The organism is Paenibacillus sp. BIHB 4019 (genome assembly GCF_002741035.1).
GTDB lineage: Bacteria > Bacillota > Bacilli > Paenibacillales > Paenibacillaceae > Pristimantibacillus.
On the sequence record NZ_CP016808.1, the window covers coordinates 3,756,727 to 3,781,680 of the forward strand.

The window sequence follows — 24,954 nt, forward strand, 5'->3', positions numbered from 1 at the left end:
GAAGGAGAGGGGTTTTGGCATGAAGCTGGTCTTGGTTGATGACGAGAAAGGCATTGTGGATGGCATCAAACTCTTAATAAACCGGTATATCCCGGAATGTGAAGTGGTCGGCGTAGCCTATAATGGCTTGGAAGGTGGAAGCTTAATCCAGGAATTGCAGCCGGACATTGTGATTACGGATATTCGGATGCCGCAAGTTAGCGGCCTCGACATGATTAAAGGGCTGAAAGACAAGGGCAGCCAGACTACATTTATTCTCTTAAGCGGATATGCCGACTTTGAATATGCACGGAGGGGCATGCATTTAGGCGTACAATCCTATATCAATAAACCGGTCGAGGAAGAGGAGCTTCAAAGCTGCGTTCATCAAGCCATGAAAGCGATTCGTGCGGATCGGGCTAAGCGGCAGGAAGTAGCTGACTTGAAGCAGGAGGTCCATCATCTTATTCAAGAGAATGCTCTGCGGGATATTCTTGATGTCGGCAGCGATAATAAGGAGCTTATGGAAGAGTGGCTTGAAATGGCGCAAATCCCGACAAAGGGAAACGGGTTCGCAGGGGTTGCGCTTGAATTTGATCGAAAATTCGATGCTCTAAAGGAAGCCGGTCTACAGCAAGTGCTCTGTCAAATAGATCAGGCTCTTGAACAGTATGATGGAGTGTATCGGTTTCGTTATACAAGTGCGCAGGTTGCCGTGGTAGTTGCTCACGCGGGGCCTATCCGCTATACGGAGCTGCTTCATGCGGTGCAGCGTCTCAAAGAGGAAATAAACCTAAAGCTGGGGCTTTCTATGACCATCGGTGTTGGAACGATTCAGGAAAGGGCCGCTGGCATCAGCCAGTCTTTTGAAGAAGCCCGCTATGCGCTAAGCTATAAAGTCGTCAAGGGAGCGGACACGGTAATACCATTCACTGATATTACAAATTTGTCAGGACGGATTCAATCTGTTCCAGAAGAGAGCATCGCCAAGCTGGAAGCGGCCCTTGAGAACATGGATGAAAAGGAATGTGTCAGCATCATACACGATATTTTTCGCTTGATCGATTCCGAACCAAGCATGACCCCCGCTGATTTACAGATGCATTGTGTGAACATCCTGTTAGCGAGCATTCGGAAAATGTCCTTTCAGCAGCTGCAGCAAAATGATTTTTTGGGCCGCCATATTTTGTCATTGGACGGTATATCCCGATTTCGGACCTTAGAATGCTTGGAGGAATGGATGGTTCAAGCCATTAAAAAAATAATCGAGTTCAAGCTGGAGCATAACATACCTAAGAAGAAGGATATCATTGCAGAGGTGAAGGAATATGTATCTGCCCATTATAATGAACCGATTACACTTGCGGATTTGTCTGCGCGTTTTTTTATCAGCCCTTATTATTTAAGCCAGTTTTTCAAACAAAAGACGGGAGAAACCTATGTAAGCTTTTTGAGCCGAATTCGCATTGGCAAAGCCAAGGAGCTTCTTGAAAGGACCGATCTAAAGGTGTATGAAATTTGCCAAAGGGTAGGTTACTCGGATACGCAGCATTTTGCACGGCTTTTTGAAAAACTAACGGGCTGCAAACCAAGTGAATATCGCAAGCGGCTGCCAAGCAGCTAGCCTTATTTAGCCACTCCCTGCAGGAGTGGTTTTCTATTTTCCTTAAAAATGCCCTTGTTTATCCTTAAAAATGCCCAATTGAGAGACGCAATCCCTAGTTGTATATTATTCATGTAAGCGAATACAACAACGAGATATGGGGGGTGATCAGTTGAAAGAAGTTGCATTTTATCGAATGAAGGTGTATTGGCCGTTGTATGTGATGGCGATTCCGGGAATCGTTTTTCTCATTATATTTAAATATATTCCACTGGCCGGCGCTGTAATCGCCTTCAAGGACTATTCGGTGTTTCAAGGGCTGATAGATAGTCCTTGGGTAGGCTTCAAGCACTTTGAGACTTTGCTGGAGCATCCTGACTTTGCCCGAGTGTTCGGAAACACGCTGATATTAGGTTTTCTCAAGCTCACACTGGTTTTCCCGGTGCCGGTTCTTCTGGCGCTGATGATCAATGAAATTCGAAAATCGGCGCTCAAGAAAGGAATACAGACCGCTTTGTATATTCCGCATTTTTTATCTTGGGTTATCGTTGCCGGTATCGTTTTTGATTTTTTTTCATTAAGCGGATTGTTTAACATCGTTATCGGCTGGTTCGGTTTTGAACCTCTGCTGGCGATGCAGGAAAGCGAATATTTCCGGCCCATTTATGTGCTTTCATCCATGTGGAGGGATGCCGGCTGGGGTACCGTTGTGTATATAGCGGCAATCAGTGCGATTGACCCTCAGCTGTACGAATCGGCGATGATGGATGGGGCGTCCAAATTCCGGCAAATTCGCCATATCACCTTCCCGCTGCTGCTGCCTACCGTACTGGTACTGTTCCTGCTTGAAATCGGCAACTTTTTGGATCTTGGCTTTGATCAGGTCTATAATCTAATCACTCCGATGACCTACAACGTAGGAGATATTCTGGATACTTACGTGTTCCGGACCGGCATTCAGCAAGCGCAGTACAGCTTTGCAACGGCGGTTGGTTTATTCCAGTCGATTATCGGACTGATACTGGTGTATATATTCAATCGAATGTCGAAGAAAGTATCGGATGGGGGGCTCTGGTAGACATGTTCGAATCGAGAAGCGAAAAAATATTTGTATCAGGCATTACGATCGTTCTCATCCTCTTGTCCGTCATCGCTCTCATCCCGCTGTTGTCTGTCATATCTACCTCGCTTAGCTCCAAAAACGCTGTAGATATGAATTTGGTCACCTTATGGCCGAAGCAGTTTACCTTCGACTCGTGGAGCTATATTATTGATCGTCCTGACCTATGGAAATCGTTTTTTCTAACCTTGGTCACGACGTTGATTGGAACGGTTTTGGCGCTGCTGATGACCGCGCTGCTTGCTTACCCGCTTTCGAAGTCGGAGTTCCGCTGGGGGCCCGTAATCATGATCAGCGTCGTAATCGCCATGATCTTCAAAGCCCCTATCGTACCTTATTTCCTGACGATTCGCGGCATAGGACTTTATGATAATCCGTTGGTGCTAATCATCCCGCATATTCTGAATCCCTTTAATTTGATTATCATGCGAACGTTTTTTAAACAATTTTCGAAGGAGCTGGAGGAAGCGGCCTTGCTTGAAGGCTGTGGATATTTCCGGATGCTGTTTCAATTGGTGCTTCCACTGTCCAAAGCAGTCCTTGCGACACTGGCTTTGTTCTATGGCGTGGTGTTGTGGAATCAATTCCAGCATCCGCTCCTTTTCCTGCAAAATACCGACTGGTTTCCGCTGCAAATCAAGATTCGGCAGTTTATTACAGACGATAATGTCATTATGGCGGGCGCTGCATCAACGGTTGATCTGAACTACAACGAGCGAACCTTAAGAGCAGCTACCGTTATCTTCGCTATCCTTCCGATCATTATGGTGTATCCTTTCTTACAGAAGTATTTTGTTAAAGGGGCTATGATCGGTTCGGTGAAAGGCTAGTCATCCTTTTAGGTTTTTAGGCGAACAGCCTTAAACATATTACGGAAAGATATGGGGGAAAACACATGAACGTTAAAAAAATGGGGTTAACGATAGCGGCGGGAATTTTGGCTGTTACGGTTATAAACGGCTGCGGCGGCAACACGAATACTTCGAATGATGCTGCCCAGAGTCAAACGAGCAGTACAGATGGGGTTGTCGATATTGAAGTATGGGGCACCAACATCGGTTACAAGCCGATCACTAAAGGCAGCCAGCTGTATGAATTTTATAAGGAAAAGCTTGGCGTAGGCGTCATCCATCCTTATGTGGAGTGGAACGGTGGAACGAATTACCTGAATCAGCTGAATTTGAAGATTGCCGCCAATGAAATGCCAGATTTGTTTACTCCCCAACAGGGCATGGAAGACAGCTTGGCTAAAAATGGCGCAATTGCCGACCTGACGGAGCTATTGCCGCAATATGCCCCGAATCTTTGGGAAACGATACCAACTGAAATGTGGGATGTTGTCAAGGCTAACGATCCAACCGGTCAGGGGAAAATTTATTACATCCCTGGCTCGGTCGACTATGGGAGATATGCGGGGATGATTCGTCAGGATTGGCTCGACAAGCTGAACCTGCCGATGCCGACAACACAAGACGAGTACATCAAAGTACTTGAGGCGTTCCGGGATCAGGACCCTAACGGCAACGGCCAGAAGGATGAGATTCCAACTGGCGGCCGTCAAGATGCTCGCTGGATGGACCACTTGTTCGCCATGTACGGTGTGGCCATGTTTGAAGGGTACCCGGAGTGGGATCTGTACGATGGCGAGCTTACTTATTCAGCCGTAACACCGAATATGAAAGACGCTTTAGCGTTCATCGCCAAGCTGTATAAGGACGGCTTATTGGATAAGGAGACGCTTCTGAACGACAAGGCAAAGTGGGATGGAAAAATTACGTCCAATAAAGCCGGGAACTACTTCCACTGGGTGGAGCAGCTCAATCTCAATTTGGAAAACCTGAAAAAAAATACGGGTGTGGAAGCAGAATTTTCCGTGCTCCCCGTACCTAAAGTGGAAGGTTATGAGGGCTTTTACACAGCGAAGAGATTTGCTCCCCCGCAATGGGTCGTGAAGAACAATAAAGATGAAGAGAAACTAATGGCTACCTTAAAGCTGCTGAACAATATGTATGACAAAAATAATTTTAAAGCGCTATACCTCGGCGTAGAAGGCATGCACTATACAATGAAGGACGGCAAAGCCGTCAAGCTTCCGGACGATAAGAGTACGCAGGAAAATCTAGTTCTTAATCCATATTCAAGCTCGTCGACCCTTGATTTTACCATTGATCTCTTCGAAAGCACCGCATCGGAAGAGAGTAAATGGATCGTCGATCAGGTGACTAGCAATATGCAGGAAGCTCAAAAGTATGCCAAGGTCATAGCCGGCGATGGCATGTCTGCCAGTGTATACGAGGGTTATCCGGATATTAACAATCGGACGCTGTTCGTGGAATATGCAGCCAAAATTATTCTTGGACAATACCCAATTAGCAAATTCGATGAATTCGTAGACAAGTGGAACAAATCGGGTGGAGAAGAAGTGACGAAGCGTGCCAGAGACTGGTATGCCAAAGTAAAGAAGTAATCCAGTAAAAAATTAATCCACTAAAGATAAAGGATTTGAATCAGGAGGGAGGCTAGGATGAGCAATCTTTTGAAGGAAGTGCTTGAAGGTCGGGAACATAATTATATCCTTCCCTTCCTCTGGCAGCATGGCGAGAAGGAGCAAGCGATTCGCGAAGAGATGGCACGTATTCATGAGGCTGGAATCGGTGCTGTTTGTGTAGAGGCACGGCCTCATCCGGATTTCCTTGGGCCGAAGTGGTGGGCGGACATAGACATCATTATGGATGAAGCTCGAAAGCGCGGCATGAAGGTGTGGCTGCTCGATGACGACCATTTTCCAACCGGACATGCGGCAGGCAAAGTGAAGGAGGCTCCAGAGGAGCTTCATCGCAAGTTTCTGGGTGAACGTTTTATCGATACCATCGGTCCTGCCAAAGGTACCTCTCTGCTGCTGGATACCTTACTGATGAGCGGGCTTCGGCCCACCATTTCGCACAGCCAATACGCAACCGGCAAAAACAAGCTTATTTCAGTAGTCGCTGTTCGTCGAGCATCAACCAATGAAACGTTAACCAGTGAATGCATAGACTTAACTGACCTAGTGCATGACGGCATTCTGTATTGGGATATTCCTGAAGGCTATTGGCGGGTATTTATCGTTTCAGAAAACAAGGATGGCGGCAGCAAGGCGCAGGAGGATTATCTAAACCCGCTCGTCCGGGATTCGGTTCGGATTTTGCTTGATACGGTTTATGAGGCTTTTTATAATCGGTATCACGCAGATTTTGGAAAGACATTTGCTGGCTTTTTTTCAGACGAACCCGGGTTCTACAACGATAAGACGACCTTTGATTTTAATTCGAAACTGGGAAAACAAGGCGTGTCCCTGCCTTGGAGCAATGAAATGCCGGCCCTGCTTGAACAAGCGTTGGGGAAGGATTACCGTAAGCAGCTGCATCTCCTCTGGCATGAGGCGGGGGAAAAGTCGAGTAGGGTTCGGTATGCTTATATGAATATCGTCAGCAAGCTTTACGGGGAAAGCTTCTGCAGCCAGGTCGGAGAGTGGTGCAGAGCCCACGGGGTCGAATACATTGGACATGTGCTGGAAGATAACAACGTTCATGCAAGGCTTGGCTCCGGAGCAGGCCACTTCTTCCGCTCGCTTTGGGGGCAGGACATGTCGGGTCTCGATGTGGTACTGTGGCAGATCGTTCCAGGCTTTGATGAAATGTCTTTTCGTTGGCCGGCAGGGGAGACAGACAGTGAATTTTTCCACTATGGCCTCGCAAAGCTAGGGGTGTCGCTGGGGCATATCGATCCGAAAAAAAAGGGACGGACGATGTGCGAATTGTATGGAGCCTATGGATGGGCAGAAGGGCTAAAGCTGATGAAATGGCTCACTGACCATATGCTCGTTCGCGGCGTCAATTATTTTGTTCCACATGCATTCAGTCAAAAAACGTTTCCGGATCCAGATTGCCCGCCGCATTTGTATGCAGGCGGGAAAAATCCGCAATACCGCTATTATAAGCATCTGAATCATTATATGAACCGGATAAGCCACCTGATTTCAGGCGGGCGGCATGTGGCGACCGCAGCAGTCGTTTATCATGCTGAAGCCGAATGGTCGGGGGAGGCGATGTATTTTCATAAGCCAGTCAAGCAATTGATGCAAAATCAGATCGATTGTGACGTTGTTCCCGTTGATATTCTTGTGGAGGCGGCGAGTGTAAAGGATAGCAGGCTGCTGATTAATCAGGAAGATTATCGTTGCCTTATCGTTCCTTATGCAGAGGCGCTGCCAGCGGCAATGCTCCGGTGTTTGGTCCAGCTTGCCGATCAAGGTGTTGCCATCCGCTTTGTTGATGGCTGGCCTGCACGTTCGAGCGAAGGAAGTGACGTGTCTGCCGAGTTAACCAGTCTTGCTCATCATCGGAACGTAAAGCTTGTCGCATTAGACCAATTAGCCCAACAATTGATGGCTGATGGATATTACGATATGAAAGCGGCAAGTTACGAGCCCTATCTGCGGAATTATCATTATGTTCATGAAAATTTGGCTGTATTCATGTTTTTTAACGAGCACCCGCATCAAAGCATTCATACAGAAATCGTTTTGCCTGTCCAAGGCGAAATATATGCCTATGATGCCTTTCTAAATCGGTTGACCCAATGCAAGGCGAATAGGGAGACTGGAGCGGTGCAGCTTGAGCTTCATCCCTATGAATCGATTGTTCTTCTTCATGGAGCCGATTTTGGAGACTTCGCCGTGCTTCCAGAGCAGCGGACCGTAACTGGAATGGATATAGCAGGTGAATGGACGATTTCCACCGCTGATGCTGAGCATTATCCTTCGTTCAAGGAATGGGGGAGACGGACGGTTTTAACAAACATGAGCAAGCCAGATTATTTGCCGCGATTTTCTGGCACCTTTCGTTATGAAACGGAGTTTGAATGTACGCAGCAGGGGAATCAAGCCTTATTAAAGCTTGGGGAAGTCTATGAAACGGCAGAAGTATGGGTAAACGGAGAGCAAGCTGGCGTGCGTATATGTCCACCCTACCAGCTAGAAATCGGCGGTCTGCTGAAAAAAGGGAAAAATAAGCTTGTCATTGAAGTTACGAATACGCTCGTGAAGGACCAGCGCGACTACTTGTCGGCTTTCTCCCAGCAGGAACCGAGCGGGTTAATTGGGCCTGTATGGTTGGAAGTGTCAGAAGATTAAATTATTCAATGAAGAAATCTATATTCTTGCAGAAGGAGTCGCCTGGCATAACAGGCGGCTTCTGCTTTTTTTTCGACGACAGCATATTCGTCACTCTGATGCGTGTAGGTTTGTTTCGCCCATTCCAGTAGCAGGGACAGTTCTCACTCAGCCGTCTCCCTGCTTTTGTCTTCCTTAAAATGAGAAACGTGGACACCTCATGAGTGTCCACGTTTTTTTGTCGCGATTAAATCAATTTTGAACCGGGGCCGCTTTTGATTGGTTTTGAGATTCATAAAGTATGGATTCAGCAATCGGTATGACGGGGCGATGTTAGTTGAATTTAGTATATATGCTCAGGGGTGGCACTCACCTTTATTACAGTACCTGTACTAAAAGTGCGTACTTACATATTTATAGTGCAATCTTTATACTCAGAGAATGAAATAAATAATTTCTATATACCTAGAAATATTGAAACTTAAGAAAGAGGGATAATTTTATGTCAAATGTCTGGAAAATTTACTTATTAGCCGCTGTTAGCTTTTTGGTTGGAACATCCGAGTATATCATAGCAGGTATTCTCGACTCAGTTGCAACAGACGTTAATGTCTCCGTCGCTGCTGCTGGTCAGCTCATTACTGTTTTTTCACTCGCCTATGCTTTTGGAACACCTTTCCTTATCGCATTTACAGCACGAATGGAGCAGCGCAAGCTTTTAGTTTATTCGCTTGGCGTATTTGTAGTTGGAAATATTATCGCCGTGGTTTTACCCGGCTTTGGATTTCTTATTGTCTCACGCGTTATTCTTGCACTAAGCATGGGAGTATTCGTTGTAACCTCCTTTACTGTCGCTACCAAGATGACTCCGCCTGATAAACAAGGAAGTGCAATTGCAACGCTCCTTATGGGCTTTAGCACCTCGTTGATTATCGGTGTTCCGCTAGGCAGAGTTATTGCTTCCGTTTATGATTGGAGATTAATCTTCGGAGGAATCGGTGCACTTAGTATTCTTGCGATGATCGTTATACTCCTAGTCATCCCGCGCTCAAATGGCGATGAAGCGGTTCCCTTGCGCAAACAGCTTGCTTTAATTAAGCAACCGAAAATAATGGCAGCCCTAATGATCACTTTCTTATGGATTTCTGGTTATTCTATTGTCTACACCTACATTTCTCCCTTCCTGCTGTCAGTTACAGGTATGAACAGTAAAACAGTCATCATTGCTTTATTCGCTTTCGGGATTGCCAGCTTATTCGGCTCAAAGTTTGGCGGCTATAGTACAGATAAATGGGGATTCCCTCGTACTTTATTTGTCAGTATGGTACTGCATGCAGCAGCCTTAGTTCTACTGTCATTATCAGGCCAATGGCCTGCTATCGCTTTCCTTGTGCTCATATTTTGGGCTCTCTCCGCTTGGTCAACAAGTCCAACTCAGCAATATCACTTAATGACGCTTGCTCCGGCGGCTTCAGGCATTATGGTGAGTATGAATACTTCAGTTTTACAGCTTGCTATGGGTGCTGGTGCAGGAATTGGAGGCGTTGTCGTGGAACAAGCTTCCTTAGCTTTAATTAGTTGGATTGGAGCTGCGGTTGTTGCCATCGCTGCAATAACCGTTAGGGTATACTTACGAGTAACCCGCTCTAAAGCTCCATCAGAACTTAGAAAGATATAGAAAGATATAGAAAAACGAATATCTAAAAGATTGGTGCTTAACCAACTGCAAGAGTCAACGTGCACAAAATCGCTCAAGCGATCCAGTTGTTTATCTGGCAATACGACCGTACGCTCGTGATCGAGCAGCTTGCAAAAAAAGAAGTATCTCCCTGTTCAGGAGATACTTCTTTGTAATATAAACAAAACAACTATGCCTACCGCTGTACAGCCTCCAGAGCTGGCGAGCTGTTTTTCTCTCCCCACTCGCACATCATATTTAACAATGGAATGAGAGAAAGGCCGCTTTCAGATAATGAATATTCAACTTTTGGAGGTATTTGGGGAAATTCCTTGCGTATGATGAGCCCGTCTGCCTCCAGCTCTTTTAACATGATGCTTTGCGTTTTAAAGGAAATGGTACCGATAGATCGTTTCAGCTCATTAAACCGCATTACCTTATTTTCAGACAGCCAATACATAATAATCATTTTATATTTACCGCCTATTAAGGACAACGTGTATCCAAAGCCAGTTTCTTTTAGTTTCACGCCAGTTGGAATATAGGTTCCGCTCATAAGTTACACTCTCCTTTTGGTAAGTAAATGGTATAAATATGCATACTTTATAATACATCATTATGCAATCTTATTGAATGGATGTAAATCGCTAGCGCGAACGCGGAGGGTAAGTGTTGGCCAAAACAGGAAACGGGTAGTTTTTTGGATGACCAATTACCATCCCCTCATACCCACCCCGTAAATTCCAATATCGACGCCTTGGCCGATTGTGCTTCGGATTTAGCCCCTTTGCGCCATTCTTTTGGAGATGCTCCCATAAGCTTGGAGAAGCAGCGATTGAAGCTGGAAATGGAATGAAAGCCGACCTGCTCGGAAATCGAGAGGATGGAAAAATCGGAGCTTTTCAACAGCTTGCAGCCCTCTTCGATCCGGGTGCTGTTCAGGAAATCAAGAGGGGCGGTGCCCATGATCTCATGGAATTTTCTGCGGAAATGGGTGGTGCTTAAGTGGCATAGATCGGCCAAAAAATCGATAGTCATGGAGGTCATATAGTTTGTCGTAATATATTCCAGCGCTGGAGAGATGACAAAATTGCCCGTCGGACCTTGCTCTGTTTCTTGTTCGGCCAGCATTTCATTCGTGGAATGAATTCTAATGAGCTCGATGTAAAGGGATAGCAATAAGCCGTAGGCACTTTCCTGATAATAGGGCTTCTGCTGCTTCAATTCCTCTACAATTGACGTAGCAAGGGAATAAACGTTGGGATACTGCTCCTTATTTAAAATACAGTGCTTTCCCTGCATCCTCCACAGGTTCGGCTCAAAGCTGCTGTAAGCATTTTTAAAGGACTGCTGAAACAGATCCTCTGGTGAAAAAAAGAGATAGGACCATAGACTGGCTGTATGAGGCGAGCTATACGTGGTGTGGGGGAGATATCGGGGAAGGAAGGTCACATCGCCTGCCTTGAAAGGGACCGTTTCCCCTTTAATCTCCATGCTGCCGCTATCTGAATAGCAGATCCCGATTTCCAAATGGTTGTGGAAATGAAGATGCTCGCTTTTGATATCCGAAATTCGCCAGCGTTCCCCGCTTAACAGCAGGACAGGGAAGTTGATCGGCAAGCTGTAGTGGCGGTATTCGATGACGGGCTGCTTTTTTCTAGGCATATTCCACACTCCCGTTCCCATTATGTGAATTTGAGTTGATTATAGGTGAAAGCACTGCCGAATTCAATGAGCGAACAAAAATAAATGATCGAAATTGCCCATTTTTTCTACGAATATGCTTAGATATAGACTATTTTACTGCTTACAATAGAGATTATAAAGCGTTTACAATAACTTGGATGGCTCTCAAGCGCCTTTGGGAGACATGTGCGAAGGAGAGGGGTATTTAATATGCTTCAAATTACTTATGACAGGGAAGAGATTTTAAGCGTGATCGACAAAGTGACGAGAAAAACGCTAGCCATGGATTTAACATGGGACTGGCCTTGCGGAGTCGCTTATTATGGGGTATCCCGAGCTTACCAGGCAACAGGAAATAAAGAGTATTTGGATGCGCTTATCGGTTGGGCGGATGAATATATCGAGCTGGGCTTGCCGAGCTGGACGGTCAACACCTGTGCGATGGGCCATGTGCTGATTACATTGTATGAAGAGACTGGCAACCAGAAATATTGGGATATTGTCATGAGCAAGGTGGATTATCTCCAAAATAGTGCACTGAGGTTCGGAGATCATGTGCTGCAGCATACGGTGTCCGTGTCCAACGATTTTCCGGAGCAGGCTTGGGCGGACACGCTGTTTATGGCGGCATTTTTCCTGCTGCGGGTAGGCAGCAAGCTGCAAGACCAGGCGATGATTCAGGATGCCCTGAATCAATATTACTGGCATATTAAATACCTGCAAAACCCTAGCACGGGCCTGTGGTACCATGGCTACAATAATGTGAAGCAGGATCATATGTCGGGGTTTTACTGGGCGAGAGCAAATGCCTGGGGTGCTTATACGATGTCGCAGGTTAAGCCGCTGCTAAAAGAATGGTATTTGTATCCGCAGTGTATGGATGTGGAGTGCTCGCTCCGGGACCAGTTGGCCGCACTGAAGCTTGTGCAGACGGAGAACGGCTTGTGGCGGACCTTGCTCGATGACGTGGAATCCTATGAGGAGGTCTCGGCGTCCTGCGGAATTGCGGCGGCGATGATCAATAACGGCAATCCGCTGCACACCAAATATGTGCAGAAAGCCCTCAATGGCATCATGGAAAACATTAGCGAGGATGGACGGGTACTGTCTGTATCTGGAGGAACGGCAGTCATGAAGGACCGGGAAGGGTACCGCAATATTCCAAAAGACTGGATTCAGGGCTGGGGACAAGGCTTAGCACTCGCTTTTCTATCCGATATGCTTAAATAGGAGGGAATCCATTTGTCGAAACAAACGAAGGGGGCCTTTACCCTGCCTGGCGAAGCAGGTTATGAGGCACTGACTCTGGAATTAGCGGAGCGCTGGGGCGCCGATGTCATCCGTGACAGTGACGGCACGAAGCTGTCTGATGAAATTATTAACGCAGGCTACGGTATATATTCTACGATCTGTATTGTTAGAGACCATAATGAGTGGGCATCGCAAAATTTGGATAAGCTGCAGCAGTGTTTTTTAATTACGAATCCGAAGGTAGCGGTGCAGGATTATTTATCCGTTTATGTGATGGAGGATTTCTTCGCTGAGCAGTTCAGAGTCAATGATTCCAAAGAGGCGTTTAAGTACTGGCAGGTTATTGACCGGACGACTGGGGAAGAGGTTCCGAGAGAGCAGTGGAATTTTGACCGCGAATCGGGGAATGTGGTGCTTACCGGAATTGTGCCTTGGCATAAATATACGGTCAGCTTCATGGCCTACCGGATCTGGGAAGAAATCTCGATGTACAATCACACCACGAATAACTGGAACAAAGAGCATCTGATGCAGATTGATCCGATGTATCTGGAAACGCAGCAGTATATGCTGGACTGGATGGAAAACTGGTGCGCCCAGCATAAGGAAACAACGGTAGTCCGCTTCACCTCCTTATTTTATAATTTTGCCTGGATCTGGGGCAGCAGCGAGCGCAATCGCCATCTGTTCTCGGATTGGGGTTCCTATGATTTTACGGTGAGTGCCAAAGCGCTTGATTTGTTCGCCAAAAAGTATGGCTATTCGCTGACGGCCGAGGATTTTGTAAATGGCGGCAAATACCGTGTCAGCCATATTCCGGCAGAGCAGCGCAAGCTCGACTGGATGGCATTTATTAATGATTTTGTCATTGGCTTCAGCAAACAGCTGATTGATATTGTGCATAAGCACGGCAAGCTGGCCTACGTCTTCTATGATGACAGCTGGGTGGGCATGGAGCCATATAATGACCGCTTTCCGGAGTTTGGCTTTGACGGCATGATTAAATGCGTATTCTCGGGTTATGAAGCACGGATGTGTTCAGGGGTAAAGGTGGACACGCATGAAATCCGGCTGCATCCTTATTTGTTCCCGGTCGGATTAGGCGGACTGCCTACCTTTATGGAGGGCGGCGATCCTACGCTGGATGCCAAGAAGTACTGGATTAATATCCGCCGCGCCCTGCTCAGAGAGCCAATTGATCGAATCGGATTGGGCGGATACTTGCATTTGGTAGAGCCTTACCCGGACTTCTGCGATTATATCGAGAAGATTGCCAATGAATTCAGGGAGATCAAAGAGCTGCATCAGCAAGGCAAGCCTTATCAAATCAAGACGAAGGTTGCTGTTCTGCACAGCTGGGGCAAGCTGAGATCGTGGACGCTGTCCGGCCATTTCCATGAGACCTACATGCATGATCTGATTCATATTAACGAGGCGTTATCTGGCTTGCCGGTTGAGGTCGGATTCATCGATTTTGAGGATATTCTTCAGGGCGAGCTGCAAAACTATGATGTGGTAATCAATGCCGGTTCGGCGGGTTCAGCATGGAGCGGCGGAACGCACTGGAACGATAGCAAATGCGTGGACATCCTGACCAAGTGGGTGTACGAGGGTGGTACGTTTATCGGGGTTAACCAGCCTTCGGCGGTTGAAGGGCATGACAGCTTTTTCAGAATGGCCCATATTCTCGGCGTGGATGAGGATACCGGCGCCAGAGTCGTTCATGGCAAATGGGCTTATGAGGCTTGTGACGAGCACGGACTGGTGCCTGTTGGGGCAAGCATAGCCGCTAAGAAGGGCATCTATCTTACCGACGGATCAGCTGCGGTTGCGCATGAAACGGACGGACAAATCACGCTGTCTACGCATGCTTTTGGCAAAGGCAAGGGAATCTACCTTTCTTCGTTCGAATTCAGCTTAGAAAATTCCCGATTGCTGCTGAACCTGATCCGCTATGCCGGCAATGAGCGGAATGAACCGAAATATATGACGGATAACTTATATACAGAGTGTGCTTATTATCCGGAAAGTAAAATACTCGTTGTAATTAACAACAGCGATCAGCTTCAAAGCACGACAATTGGTACGGAATATGGGCAGCAGACGATTGAATTAGCTCCGTATGACACAGCGATTATGACGCTTGGCGGGTAAACTGCTTCAAATCGTGGACAGGTACATTTAATTCGTGCCAAATAAGCAAAAAGGTAAAAAGGCAACTCATTATGAGCTGCCTTTTTACCTTTTTCCGATTTGCGTTATTCCGAACCTAAAACTCTTAATTGATTCACATAAGGATCAGCGGTACCCTGCAATTCGCAATTCTGTTTTTTTAGAATTTGAATATACTCCACGATTTCTTTAGAAATCCGCTCGCCCATGCAGATAACAGGGATGCCGGGCGGATAAGCCATGACCATCTCGCCGGCAATTTCTCCAATTGAATCTTCTAGCGCAACAACCTTTTTGGGGCTATAAAAAGCATTTCGCGGGGAAACGATCATCTCTGGGCTTTTAGGAATGGCAACCACATTTTTAGAATCGACCTTCTCTGTCTTGGAGGAAATGTCTCTAAGCGCTTGGACCAGCGTCTCAAGGTTTTCTTTGGAATCCCCAATGCTGACAATAGCTAATAGATTATGCATGTCAGACAGCTCAAGCTGGATATTATACTCTTTTCTCAAGAGGGTTTCTACTTGATAGCCGGTATAACCAAGACCTGCAACATGGATGCTTAATTTCGTTTCATCAAAATCAAAGCAGCCCGGCGTGCCAATCAGATCTTGTCCGAAGGCGTACAAGCCTTCTATTTTGTTAATTTCATCTCTAGCCCACCTTGCCAGCCATAAGGTTTCTTCGAGCATATCGCTCCCGGCGGTAGCCATTTGCTTGCGGGCCAGATCGAGTGAGCACATGAGCAGGTAGGAGGCGCTAGTTGTAAAAGTCAGGCTTAACACCTGTTTCACTCTTTCGGGCAAAATGATGTCGCTTCTTAAAAGCAGTACGGAGCTTTGCGTCATGGAGCCTGCCGTTTTGTGCATGCTGGCAGCACTCATATCTGCTCCCACCTCCATGGCCGTCAAAGGGAAGTCATCATGGAAAGACATATGGGCACCGTGCGCCTCATCGACCAAAACAGCCATATCATGGCGGTGCGCGATTCTAACGATGGCCTTCAAGTCCGAAACCGCGCCATAATAAGTCGGATTAACTACAAAAACAGCTTTCGCATGAGGATGCTCTTTAATCGTCTTTTTTAAGCTTTCTTCCGAAATGCCCATAGCTATACCAAGCTGATCATTGATTTCAGGCTGTATATATACAGGAATGGCCCCGCTTAAAAAGATTCCACCGATCGTGGATTTATGGGCATTCCGTGGAATAATGATTTTATCACCCGGTTCGCAAGCGCTCATAATCATAGCTTGCACACCAGCTGAGGTACCGTTAACTAGAAAAAAAGCATTTTGCGCGCCGAAAGCATTCGCCATGAGCTTTTCTGCTTCCAGAATTACGCCTGTAGGGTTATTCGCAAAGTCCAAATCCTCCATGCCATTAACGTCCATTTGCAGCATTCGCTCGCCTACATAATCGCTTAATTCCTTTAAGCCGCGCCCTTGCTTATGCCCCGGTACGTGAAACGGGACCACCTTATCATCTACATATTTTTTAACCGCATCGAATAAGGGTGTCCGTCTTTGATCCAATCTTGTCAACATTCATTCCTCCAGCAGATTAATAGGTATAAATTTGAAAAAAGATAAAGATTATTTAGTATAACATATTGTTAGGATATGATACGCGAAATGTCTGGTTGTCGAGTACTGTCATTTCTAGCCCTTGTAGAAATAGGGGGAAACGATAGAGTAAAGCAAGAAAACAAGAGAAAGCAGCAGAAATATAAGGTGTAAAAAAAAGGTAATTGAGACCAAGCGTCTATTCTATAATAATGGTAAAAATGGTAATTTTATATACATGACTGGCCAGTCTAATATATGAGAATGTAGGGGAGAGACGTTTAATTATGAAGAAAAAACTAATCGCTATGTTAAGTACTTTTATTCTAGTTGCCGTGCTTGTACTTCCAGCAAGTGCAAGTGCCGCTGTGTATGTTCCACCGTTTGAGCCTGATAGTGCAAGCAATCCGCACATATTTAGTGCTGGAGATTGGTCTTTTCCTACCTTAACGCCTGGGGATAGAGATTATTTTAAGTTTACGAATACATTTTCGTATACTAGGACGTATACGCTAGTTGTGGAAAGCCCCGTTGGCTTTAACTATGTTCCAGCCTCTATAAATGCAACTGGTGTGCTGCTGATTAACCCAGTGGTACAACAATATGGCTATTATCGCTACGACATTGTGTGTAATCCAGGCGCCGTAGTCAATATTGAAGTTGAGGCACAAGTTAGTGGTTATTCACCGAATACTTATTTTATTCTTATCGCTTAATATGAACGGAACCATTTAAAGCTCAGTAGACAAAGACAGAAATGAATATGTCGAAAGCATTGGAGATTTGAAGCCTGCTGGCAGCGGGCTAAGAGTCTCTTTTTTTTAACTGTAAATTTCTATATTTGGTATACTGAAATAGTTGGAAGATTATGCATGTTGGGCTATGGAAAAAACAGTGGAAAATCGGAAACATCGGATTTTATCAAAGTCATGAATACAGAGGCATGATCAGAAATCGTCTAATCGATATGAATTAAGGAGGTTCGAAGATGATTGAGACATTTGAGAAAATTGCACGCAAGGAAATAGAAAAACAATCCTTCGAGCTAACGAAACAGTATTTATCCGTACATAAGTTGGTTTATGAGAATGGTAAACCTAAAATAGCAGATGTGATAATGAATGACGGAGAACAATCCGCTGAAGTATATTTTTCGATTGCTGATGAAGCATATTATTTCGTGGTTTATTTAGATACTTCACCTGAAGTAACAGTAAGATTTATGGGAATGAGTGCTGGAAACCGTGTATATTTATCAGTTTCAGCTAACGTAGCTAATTTGGAAAAATTATTGAAGGGAATTAATCTGGTACCCTCAAAAACATGGCAGAAAGGAACTCAAATTTCATATAGAAATACGAATAGATTCCATGAAGATAGCGGGTTTACTTTCCAATTAGAAGATAAGAAAACGGGTGAAGTTGAAGAGAAATTAGCAAATTTAATAAATAAATTAGAAACATCGAATTTGATTCAAATTATTGAATCAGAAGAAATTCATAAAGTGGTTCGGGTTGTTTACTACGGCTACAAAGAACAGATGTGGGGAATTAATCTAAAACCAAAAATTATTGAAAAACTATCCAAGCTAAATGCTTCATTAGATATAGATTTATATGCAAGCGGACCGGATTTGGAGTAATTCAAATGAATTTGTCTTAAAACTTCATTCAATTAGGTTCATTACAGAAAATATTTGAGGATGATTATAAACGTTCTGGAAAGGATGGCAACATTGGAATGTTTTTGCCAATTCTAATGAGTCAACGGGAGAAAAATCGTGCTTTATAACTCATTAAAGGAAGAGGGACTGGGGCAAGAACCAGGTGATGCAAAGAGTATAATAAGCAATTTATTAACTATAGGATTAAACGATAATGAAGCTAAAGAACAATACGAAGCAGAATTAACATTTTCTAAAGAATTTAGTAGTCAATCATGGTTAACATATGACAAATATGATGATTTCTTTTGGCACAGTAACGAGAATTTGAAAGTGACTTGAAGAAAGGGAATCAGGCAGACAAAATTGCATCACTTCAGTGTGGCCGCGTCCTGCCCCTTGGGCCTTCAATTGGTGAGATGGATCCGTACATAAATGGGTATATGAGAATAATGCGAGGAGTTAAAGAAATTGTGCGAATGGTAATTCAAGGATGTTGTCTGTTGCTGCTTATTTCATTAGTAGCCTGTACGTCAGAGAATGAAAAGTATATTCCAGCCCGAAAGACGCCTAATGGGTTTCACAAGGAATTTTATACAAATACGATCGAAATATTAAATTTGATCGACGCAAAGATGAGAGTAGAAACAGCTTATACGCAAGAAGAGCGTAAGGACATTTTGGCTTATTTTATTAAACCTTCAGAATCGGATGAAGAGCTCTTATTTAAAGCTGATTTTAGCAGCCTAGATGGGATTGCCCAAAAGTATTTTGAAAAACTGAGTGAAAATGACAAAGCAGAAATGGAACGATTAAAGGATATGTATGATGACAGTTTGGAAGAAGTTTTAAAGGATTTAAATTTAACGTAGTCGGGGAGGACAATAACTTCTGATAACACTGTATAGACATTTTAACAACAGTTCAAGAAGGCTGATGCAATATAGGGCTGGGGCTTTTCGTGAATTAAAGAACGTTATATGTAACCAATGCACACCATAATGATCAGTTATTATAGAGGGGTATTATATGAAAAAATTCCGTGGTATACGTCGGCATTATCGAAAGATAGAAAAACTGATTGTTAGCCATCAATTTCATTTTGATGATGAATCGTGGTATAACCACTGGCATATGCACCTTGACTGGAAAGGAATAACGGATGAAAGTATCGGGCATAGAAAAAGTCATTTTAAATATTACCTAAATATTTTAGATCATATTGAAGAGCAATCAAACGGGAGTGAAATCGACTTTCAAGCTTGGATATATATTAATTCTGAATTTGGTTCGAGTGATGCAGTATTTATGCATACAAAAAATCCGTATAGTAAGTTTCCGGTACAATTATTAGAAATCGAATGGGATATTGAAGTGCCTGAACTTTTAAAGGGATTGATTAAGAGCAATGAATATGTAATAGGAAGAGCTAAATATGAAGCTTCTTATAGTTATTACATTTATAAAATAGGGATTGGAATTTCATTGAAGTAACTCAGGGAGGTTGAGCGGTGGGGACCGAGTGGTACGACATGATCGCTAGAAGAAATGGCGGTTATAAAAACAATGCGTTATTTACCATTGAAGGAATTTCCGCGGAACAGATCTTTGAAGAGAGACTGAGGGGCATATTGCCAAATTTTAATGTGAGAAAACCTTGATTTTACTGAGATTTTCTAAATTGACCGCTATTTATGTGGAAAGAGGAACCCTTGAAACAACAATATGTTGGTTTATGCTAAAACACGTTTTTTTATGGTTTAGAATGATATAAATTAAAAATGAAAACAAAGAAAAGTCCTGATCGTATTGTTCGATCGGGACTTTTTTTATTATTTAGAGCTGCATGTTTAAAGGCTATCGAATTTTAATTATTTAACCTTTTAAACAACATAATTCTATGCAACGCTAGTAAGTTTATGTACTGTTTTCTAATATTTCATTCAACTGGAGTGATCGGTTGTAAAATCAATTTAAATGTGATATCATTAGCGTGCTAAATAAAAATATACAAAATGCAAAGGTGTGACGTTATGGTCGATGATGAAATTCGACAACTTTTAGATAAAATAGCTGCTCAAACACGAAGAGACTATGCCAATATGTTACGCGAACTCCATTTACATGTAGGGCAAGATAATATGTTGTGTCTTCTATGGAAAGGTGACGGAATAACACAGTTACAGCTTTGCGAAAGTTTAAACTGTGAGCCTTCAACTGTCACAAATATGTTGAATACACTCGAAAAAAATGGAATAGTATATCGACAACGGGATTCCACGGATGCAAGAATAAGCAGAGTTTATTTAACTGCCAAAGGATCACAATTAGAAGAACCAGTCAAGAAAATTTGGTACACTCAACAAGAAAAATTACTGCAAAGCATCTTGCCTGAGGAACGACTATTACTAAGAAGACTTATGAAACAAATGGAGGATAATCTTTTGTAATCCTCTTTTTTTACAATAAAGATTAGCAGGCTAATTAAATGACGGGAAGGTGTTTTGAAAATGACTACATCGCACGTACCAGGGAAAATAAAATTATCTATTTTGGATATTGCAACAATTACAAATAATAAGTCTGCTACTGAGACATTCAAAGACTCATTGGATCGTGTACAACTGGCTGAGCAATTAGGATATACCCGTTATTGGTTTGCAGAGCATCATAATTCTGAAAATCAGGTGAGTACGTCTCCAGAAATCATGATTGCTTATGCTGGGGCACATACAAAAAAAATTCGTATAGGCGCTGGAGGCATTATGTTGCCTAATCATAGTCCGTTAAAGGTAGTAGAAAATTTTTTAACCTTAGAATCCATGTACCCCAAAAGAATAGATCTTGGAATTGGCAGAGCATCAGGAACAGATGGATTGACTGCATTGGCTTTGCGGCGTTCGCGAGAAGCTATAAACTCGAATGATTTTCCTGAACAATTAAATGAGACGCTTGCTTTTTTCTCAAATAATTTTCCGCCTGATCATCCGTTTAGTCAGATTAGACCGTTTCCCGTTAAAACGGATACACCAGAAATCTTCATGTTAGGCTCAAGTAATGGTGGCGTTCAGTTTGCCATTGAAAAAGGTCTTGGATTTGTATTCGCGTCTTACTTATCGCCCCAACTTGCTGTACCTGTACTACGAGCTTATAAACAAAACTTTAAACCATCTATCTTCTCTTCTATACCTAAAAGTATGATGTCCGTTATTGTTATTACTGCTGAAACTAATGAAGAAGCACAGTATTTAGCAGGTCCGTTAGAGTTGTTTTGGGCCAAGCTCTACGCGAATGGTACAATTTCAACCTTCCCAACGTTAGAGGAGGCCAGCAATCATAAATATTCTCCTGCTGAAGAAGCGGCAAGAAAACAAAATAAAGATCGTTTTGTGATCGGTGGTATAAACAAAGTGAAAGTTAGATTGAGAGAATTGGCTGAACAAGCAATGATTGATGAAATTGTGTTGTTGGATTTCTACCCTGAACTTAGTGCTAGTCTCAAAGGTTATCGATTATTGGCTCATGAATTTTTGCAGTGACGAATCTTGTTGAGCGTTAAATATACAATCTGTTAAAGGGTGGAGGTTATCATAGTGTCAAAAACATGGAAAATATATTCATTAACTTTAATTAGCTTTTTGATAGGAACTTCTGAGTCTGTCATTTCAGGAATTTTAGATAAAATATCTGAAGATGTTGGGGTTTCCGTCAGTGCCGCGGGTCAACTAATTACAGTTTTCTCACTTGCTTACGCCATTGGAACACCCATTTTAATGGCTATAACGGGGCGCATGGAGCGCCGCAAGTTGCTACTTTACGCCATGGTCGTTTTCACAATTAGTAATCTAATTTCCATGGTTCTTCCTAGCTACGGGTATTTTATCGCAGCTCGTATTATTATGGCACTTGGAGCGGGTGTCGCATTTGTAACCTCATTAACGATAGCTTCAAAATTAGCTGAGCCAGGCAAACAGGCCAGCGCATTAGCTACTGTCCTAACGGGCTTCACGGCAGCTCTAATAATAGGGATTCCACTTGGCCGGCTTATATCAACAACGTATAACTGGAAAAGTGTTTTTGGCGGAGTTGGTGTGCTTGGATTGTTTGCTCTAATTATTATTGCATTTGCTATCCCAAGGTATGATGGAGAAGCTTCTATTCCGCTGCGTGAGCAGCTTGTATTGCTGAAATCCCCCAAAATTGCGACCGCATTGAGCGTTACATTCTTTTGGGTCGTTGGATACTCCATTCCATATACGTATATTGCACCCTACCTTCTGCAAGTGACGTCTATAAGTGAGAAATTGCTTAGCATCGCTTTGCTTGCTTTTGGAGTAACGAGTCTCATCGGATCGAAGCTGGGAGGCTTCAGCACGGATAGATGGGGTGTCCAGCGCACGCTAACCGTAGGCCTTCTCGTTCACGTCGTTGCACTTGTTTTTATAAGTTTCAGTGCCAGCAATATTTTAATTGTATTTCCGTTGCTAATGCTGTGGTCATTCGCGACATGGTCGTCCGGTCCAACTCTGCAATATAATTTAATAACGCTCGCCCCAAGTGCATCTGGCATTTTGCTCAGTCTGAATACCTCCATTTCACATCTTGGGATGGCTGTAGGCGCCAGTACTGGTGGACTCATCGTCGCTAAGGTCTCCCTATCCAGCATCACCTGGATTGGCGCATTGAGTGTTCTGCTTGCAGCCGTAGTGGTTATGCTGTGGCACAAGATCCCCAATCGCGAGCAAACTGCTGTGGAAAAACCGCTTGCATAAGCTGCAAACATATTCAATTCTGCATAACCAACTTTTGTAGTTGCGCATGATCACGTACAAGTAAATAGTAAGCTTTACAAGATCGTTATTCGCCTTTAAAATAATCTCTTCTACAAAAGAAGGTTCTCATAGTAATATTTCTTTGGTATTTACAACAACCAAGTAATTTCAATTACTTGGTTGTTTGTATATGCTACGACCAAGACTGACTTACCTTTAAGGATGAACAATTTGATTTAATTTATGACAGAAGAGGGCCAACCTCTATATTAAATCATAGTAGAATCCTTCTTTCTTGGAGGTACGATATTCGGAATTCACTCGGGAGCATTAGACACAGTTAAAAACAGATTAAACAGCAATGGATTCATAAACATTGAAATCGAAGAGTTTAATAGCGCTATTAACTTTTTCCCTAATGAGATTGAATTTGCTAAGTTTATTTCAGGAATACCCGGCAATCCCGATTATACAAAGCCTGAATTACAGAAGGAACTAGAATTGAAGATTCAACAAAATATAATTAACGGAAAACTTGGATTGAGAGATTATAATTACATATGGAAAGCAAACAAACCTTGATGTTGTAAGTGACTTAAAGAAGATGGCGACATTTTGTAAAAACATAGACTATTACGTTTGTAAAATAATCACGTTAAATGCAAGAGGTTGAAAGGTTATCAAAGGGGGTGATTTAACTGGAAAATTGGATAGAACTCGATTCGGAACTTTATCGAGTTGTTTGGGATAAGTTCTCTAAGGATTTCAAATTTACTCCTAGCGGCATTAGAGAAAATTCAACAACATTTATTACACCAGAGCCATTTGTTATTTATGATATTACGCATCTCTATGGTAATGGATTTGAAGTTCGCTATAAAGATTTAGAAAAGTGTATCGTCAATGCCATGCTAGAATGCACGGATGCGTATGAATATATATATGTACTTGATTGGCAACATGATTCTTATCTATTTAACCCGCATTTAGAGAGTCCAAGAAATGAATTTGGTGAATGGCCTATACCGCTTTATCCAAATGGTGACTATTATTTTTTTCTAAACAAGACTATGACATGGGGGTATTTAGGCCACCCATGGGAGAATTCTATTTGTATCTTTGGCAATGAATTTATAAAAGCAGTAGAAAGAGATAAACCTAAACTTTTTAATAAAGTTATCAGACAAAGTTAAAAACAGGAGAGTTATAATAGTTCTTCAAGGTTGCGTACATTATATGCAATCGTGATGAACGAGTAAGGAGGCAATTTCATGGGGGTAATTTTTACAGCTCTAATTCAATATCCTCAAAACATAAATTTTAGAACCTTTTATCAGGATCTTAAAAATCAAGATAACTTTTTTTGCTTAAATCTTTCAAATGACTTTGAAACAAAGGAAAGAGAAACTAGTAGAGAAATTAATGTGTTCATCGAGAAATATATTCAAATAAACTATGGATTCATAGATCTTTCATTTAATAAAGATATGGTTTGTTGTGTTAGGGCAAATCGATACTGGTATCATTTTTTAACCCATTTAGAGACGAGAGATACTTTGAGAAAGATATGTATCGAGTTTGCAAAATATTTTAGAGAAGAAAAAATTGTGTATTTGCCAGATCATTTCGGTTTGGATTATATATTTAGTGATATGGATTGAAACAATATTTTAGAATCACTTGAATTTCGTCTTGGAAAAGATGCTCCAAGCATTGAATCCATATATAAAGAATTTGATGAGCATGTAGAAATTGATGGATATTATATAGAAAGATTATGATTTTGAATACTATTTAGTTCCTTAAATCTATTGAAGTCGTAACTACACGAACGCTATCAGAAACTATCAAATAAAATTTACTCATGAGGGTAACTACAATGAAGCTATTTAGATTACATGAATTAGAAAATTTAAATTACATTGAACTATTTCCTAGACGATACACTGGTGGTGGTTATCTGAAGCCAGAGTCAGTATACTTAACCGATGATGCTTTCAGTTTTATAGTTCCAGCAGTAAAGAGGGGCTTCGAAGGATATGATCCGTTCAACTGTTTTGTTTTAGAAAGAAGTCAATGGAAAATAATTATGAATGAAGTTGAGAAGCAAAAGGAATTCTTAATCAAATATCAAGATGAAAAGTTAGAAGAGTACATTTCAATATTCTATAAAGAAAGAACTCTAAGGGCATGCAAATTAGAAGAGTTTCAAATGATTAGGCAAGAGATAATTTCATTGCTTAAAGATTTTCTTGAGTGGATCGAATCCCAGCTTGAAATCAATGAATTTATTACTTTAATAGGGATTTAATC

The 24,954-nt window shown here is 42.8% G+C and carries 22 protein-coding genes; 19 read left to right on the top strand and 3 right to left on the bottom strand.

Going from position 1 to position 24,954, the window contains the following annotated elements:
* Positions 1-19 precede the first annotated feature (19 nt).
* The 6 genes from BBD42_RS16305 (at position 20) to BBD42_RS16330 (ending at position 9,532) form a co-directional block, all read left to right on the top strand.
* Positions 20-1,603 (top strand): helix-turn-helix domain-containing protein, encoded by a 1,584-nt coding sequence (locus tag BBD42_RS16305; protein ID WP_099519005.1) that lies wholly within the window; start codon positions 20-22, stop codon positions 1,601-1,603.
* 151 nt (positions 1,604-1,754) lie between these two features.
* Positions 1,755-2,660 carry an ABC transporter permease gene (locus BBD42_RS16310; RefSeq protein ID WP_099519006.1) on the top strand — a complete coding sequence of 302 codons (906 nt, stop codon included), beginning with the start codon at positions 1,755-1,757 and terminating at the stop codon, positions 2,658-2,660.
* A gap of 2 nt (positions 2,661-2,662) precedes the next feature.
* Complete coding sequence (locus BBD42_RS16315; RefSeq protein WP_056041051.1) at positions 2,663-3,532, top strand: carbohydrate ABC transporter permease; 870 nt, start codon at positions 2,663-2,665, stop codon at positions 3,530-3,532.
* Between the two features lie 65 nt (positions 3,533-3,597).
* Positions 3,598-5,169: a type 2 periplasmic-binding domain-containing protein gene (locus tag BBD42_RS16320; RefSeq protein WP_099519007.1), complete on the top strand. Its 1,572-nt coding sequence runs from the start codon at positions 3,598-3,600 to the stop codon at positions 5,167-5,169.
* Positions 5,170-5,226: 57 nt separating this feature from the next.
* Positions 5,227-7,875 (top strand): glycosylhydrolase-like jelly roll fold domain-containing protein, encoded by a 2,649-nt coding sequence (locus BBD42_RS16325; protein ID WP_099519008.1) that lies wholly within the window; start codon positions 5,227-5,229, stop codon positions 7,873-7,875.
* Positions 7,876-8,356: 481 nt separating this feature from the next.
* Entirely contained in the window at positions 8,357-9,532 is a 1,176-nt protein-coding gene (locus BBD42_RS16330; RefSeq protein ID WP_099519009.1) for an MFS transporter, read from the top strand.
* Positions 9,533-9,728: 196 nt separating this feature from the next.
* Here the strand turns inward: BBD42_RS16330 and BBD42_RS16335 are convergent, their stop codons facing one another.
* Together BBD42_RS16335 and BBD42_RS16340 are read right to left on the bottom strand one after the other, a co-directional pair.
* Positions 9,729-10,088 (bottom strand): winged helix-turn-helix transcriptional regulator, encoded by a 360-nt coding sequence (locus tag BBD42_RS16335; protein ID WP_099519010.1) that lies wholly within the window; start codon positions 10,086-10,088, stop codon positions 9,729-9,731.
* 167 nt (positions 10,089-10,255) lie between these two features.
* A complete protein-coding gene (locus BBD42_RS16340) occupies positions 10,256-11,197 on the bottom strand; it encodes a helix-turn-helix domain-containing protein (RefSeq protein ID WP_099519011.1) in 942 nt (313 codons plus the stop codon).
* A gap of 231 nt (positions 11,198-11,428) precedes the next feature.
* Here BBD42_RS16340 and BBD42_RS16345 point away from each other — a divergent pair, with 231 nt between their 5' ends.
* Positions 11,429-12,448 carry a glycoside hydrolase family 88/105 protein gene (locus BBD42_RS16345; protein WP_099519012.1) on the top strand — a complete coding sequence of 340 codons (1,020 nt, stop codon included), beginning with the start codon at positions 11,429-11,431 and terminating at the stop codon, positions 12,446-12,448.
* A 12-nt stretch (positions 12,449-12,460) separates the two neighbouring features.
* Positions 12,461-14,623: a 1,3-beta-galactosyl-N-acetylhexosamine phosphorylase gene (gnpA, locus tag BBD42_RS16350; protein WP_099519013.1), complete on the top strand. Its 2,163-nt coding sequence runs from the start codon at positions 12,461-12,463 to the stop codon at positions 14,621-14,623.
* Positions 14,624-14,727: 104 nt separating this feature from the next.
* Here gnpA and BBD42_RS16355 read toward each other — a convergent pair whose 3' ends face one another.
* On the bottom strand, positions 14,728-16,188 hold the full coding sequence (locus BBD42_RS16355; protein ID WP_099519014.1) for an aminotransferase class I/II-fold pyridoxal phosphate-dependent enzyme: 1,461 nt from the start codon (positions 16,186-16,188) through the stop codon (positions 14,728-14,730).
* A 305-nt stretch (positions 16,189-16,493) separates the two neighbouring features.
* Between BBD42_RS16355 and BBD42_RS16360 the strand changes: the two genes are divergently transcribed.
* From BBD42_RS16360 to BBD42_RS16415, 11 genes are all read left to right on the top strand, one after another.
* Entirely contained in the window at positions 16,494-16,922 is a 429-nt protein-coding gene (locus BBD42_RS16360) for a hypothetical protein (RefSeq protein WP_099519015.1), read from the top strand.
* Positions 16,923-17,194: 272 nt separating this feature from the next.
* Entirely contained in the window at positions 17,195-17,848 is a 654-nt protein-coding gene (locus BBD42_RS16365) for a DUF4279 domain-containing protein (protein ID WP_099519016.1), read from the top strand.
* 138 nt (positions 17,849-17,986) lie between these two features.
* Positions 17,987-18,211 carry a hypothetical protein gene (locus tag BBD42_RS16370; RefSeq protein ID WP_237163119.1) on the top strand — a complete coding sequence of 75 codons (225 nt, stop codon included), beginning with the start codon at positions 17,987-17,989 and terminating at the stop codon, positions 18,209-18,211.
* A gap of 131 nt (positions 18,212-18,342) precedes the next feature.
* On the top strand, positions 18,343-18,741 hold the full coding sequence (locus tag BBD42_RS16375) for a hypothetical protein (protein ID WP_150131558.1): 399 nt from the start codon (positions 18,343-18,345) through the stop codon (positions 18,739-18,741).
* A 157-nt stretch (positions 18,742-18,898) separates the two neighbouring features.
* On the top strand, positions 18,899-19,363 hold the full coding sequence (locus BBD42_RS16380; RefSeq protein WP_099519018.1) for a hypothetical protein: 465 nt from the start codon (positions 18,899-18,901) through the stop codon (positions 19,361-19,363).
* 539 nt (positions 19,364-19,902) lie between these two features.
* Entirely contained in the window at positions 19,903-20,319 is a 417-nt protein-coding gene (locus BBD42_RS16390) for a MarR family winged helix-turn-helix transcriptional regulator (protein ID WP_099519019.1), read from the top strand.
* Positions 20,320-20,379: 60 nt separating this feature from the next.
* A complete protein-coding gene (locus BBD42_RS16395; RefSeq protein WP_099519020.1) occupies positions 20,380-21,408 on the top strand; it encodes an LLM class flavin-dependent oxidoreductase in 1,029 nt (342 codons plus the stop codon).
* Between the two features lie 54 nt (positions 21,409-21,462).
* Entirely contained in the window at positions 21,463-22,641 is a 1,179-nt protein-coding gene (locus BBD42_RS16400) for an MFS transporter (protein ID WP_099519021.1), read from the top strand.
* A gap of 710 nt (positions 22,642-23,351) precedes the next feature.
* The gene (locus tag BBD42_RS16405; protein WP_237163532.1) at positions 23,352-23,834 is read left to right on the top strand and encodes a DUF2716 domain-containing protein; all 483 of its coding nucleotides are present in this window, start codon (positions 23,352-23,354) and stop codon (positions 23,832-23,834) included.
* Positions 23,835-23,912: 78 nt separating this feature from the next.
* Positions 23,913-24,302 (top strand): hypothetical protein, encoded by a 390-nt coding sequence (locus BBD42_RS16410; protein WP_099519023.1) that lies wholly within the window; start codon positions 23,913-23,915, stop codon positions 24,300-24,302.
* 218 nt (positions 24,303-24,520) lie between these two features.
* Positions 24,521-24,952, top strand: a complete 432-nt coding sequence (locus tag BBD42_RS16415; protein WP_099519024.1) for a hypothetical protein — start codon at positions 24,521-24,523, stop codon at positions 24,950-24,952.
* The last annotated feature ends 2 nt before the right edge of the window (positions 24,953-24,954 follow it).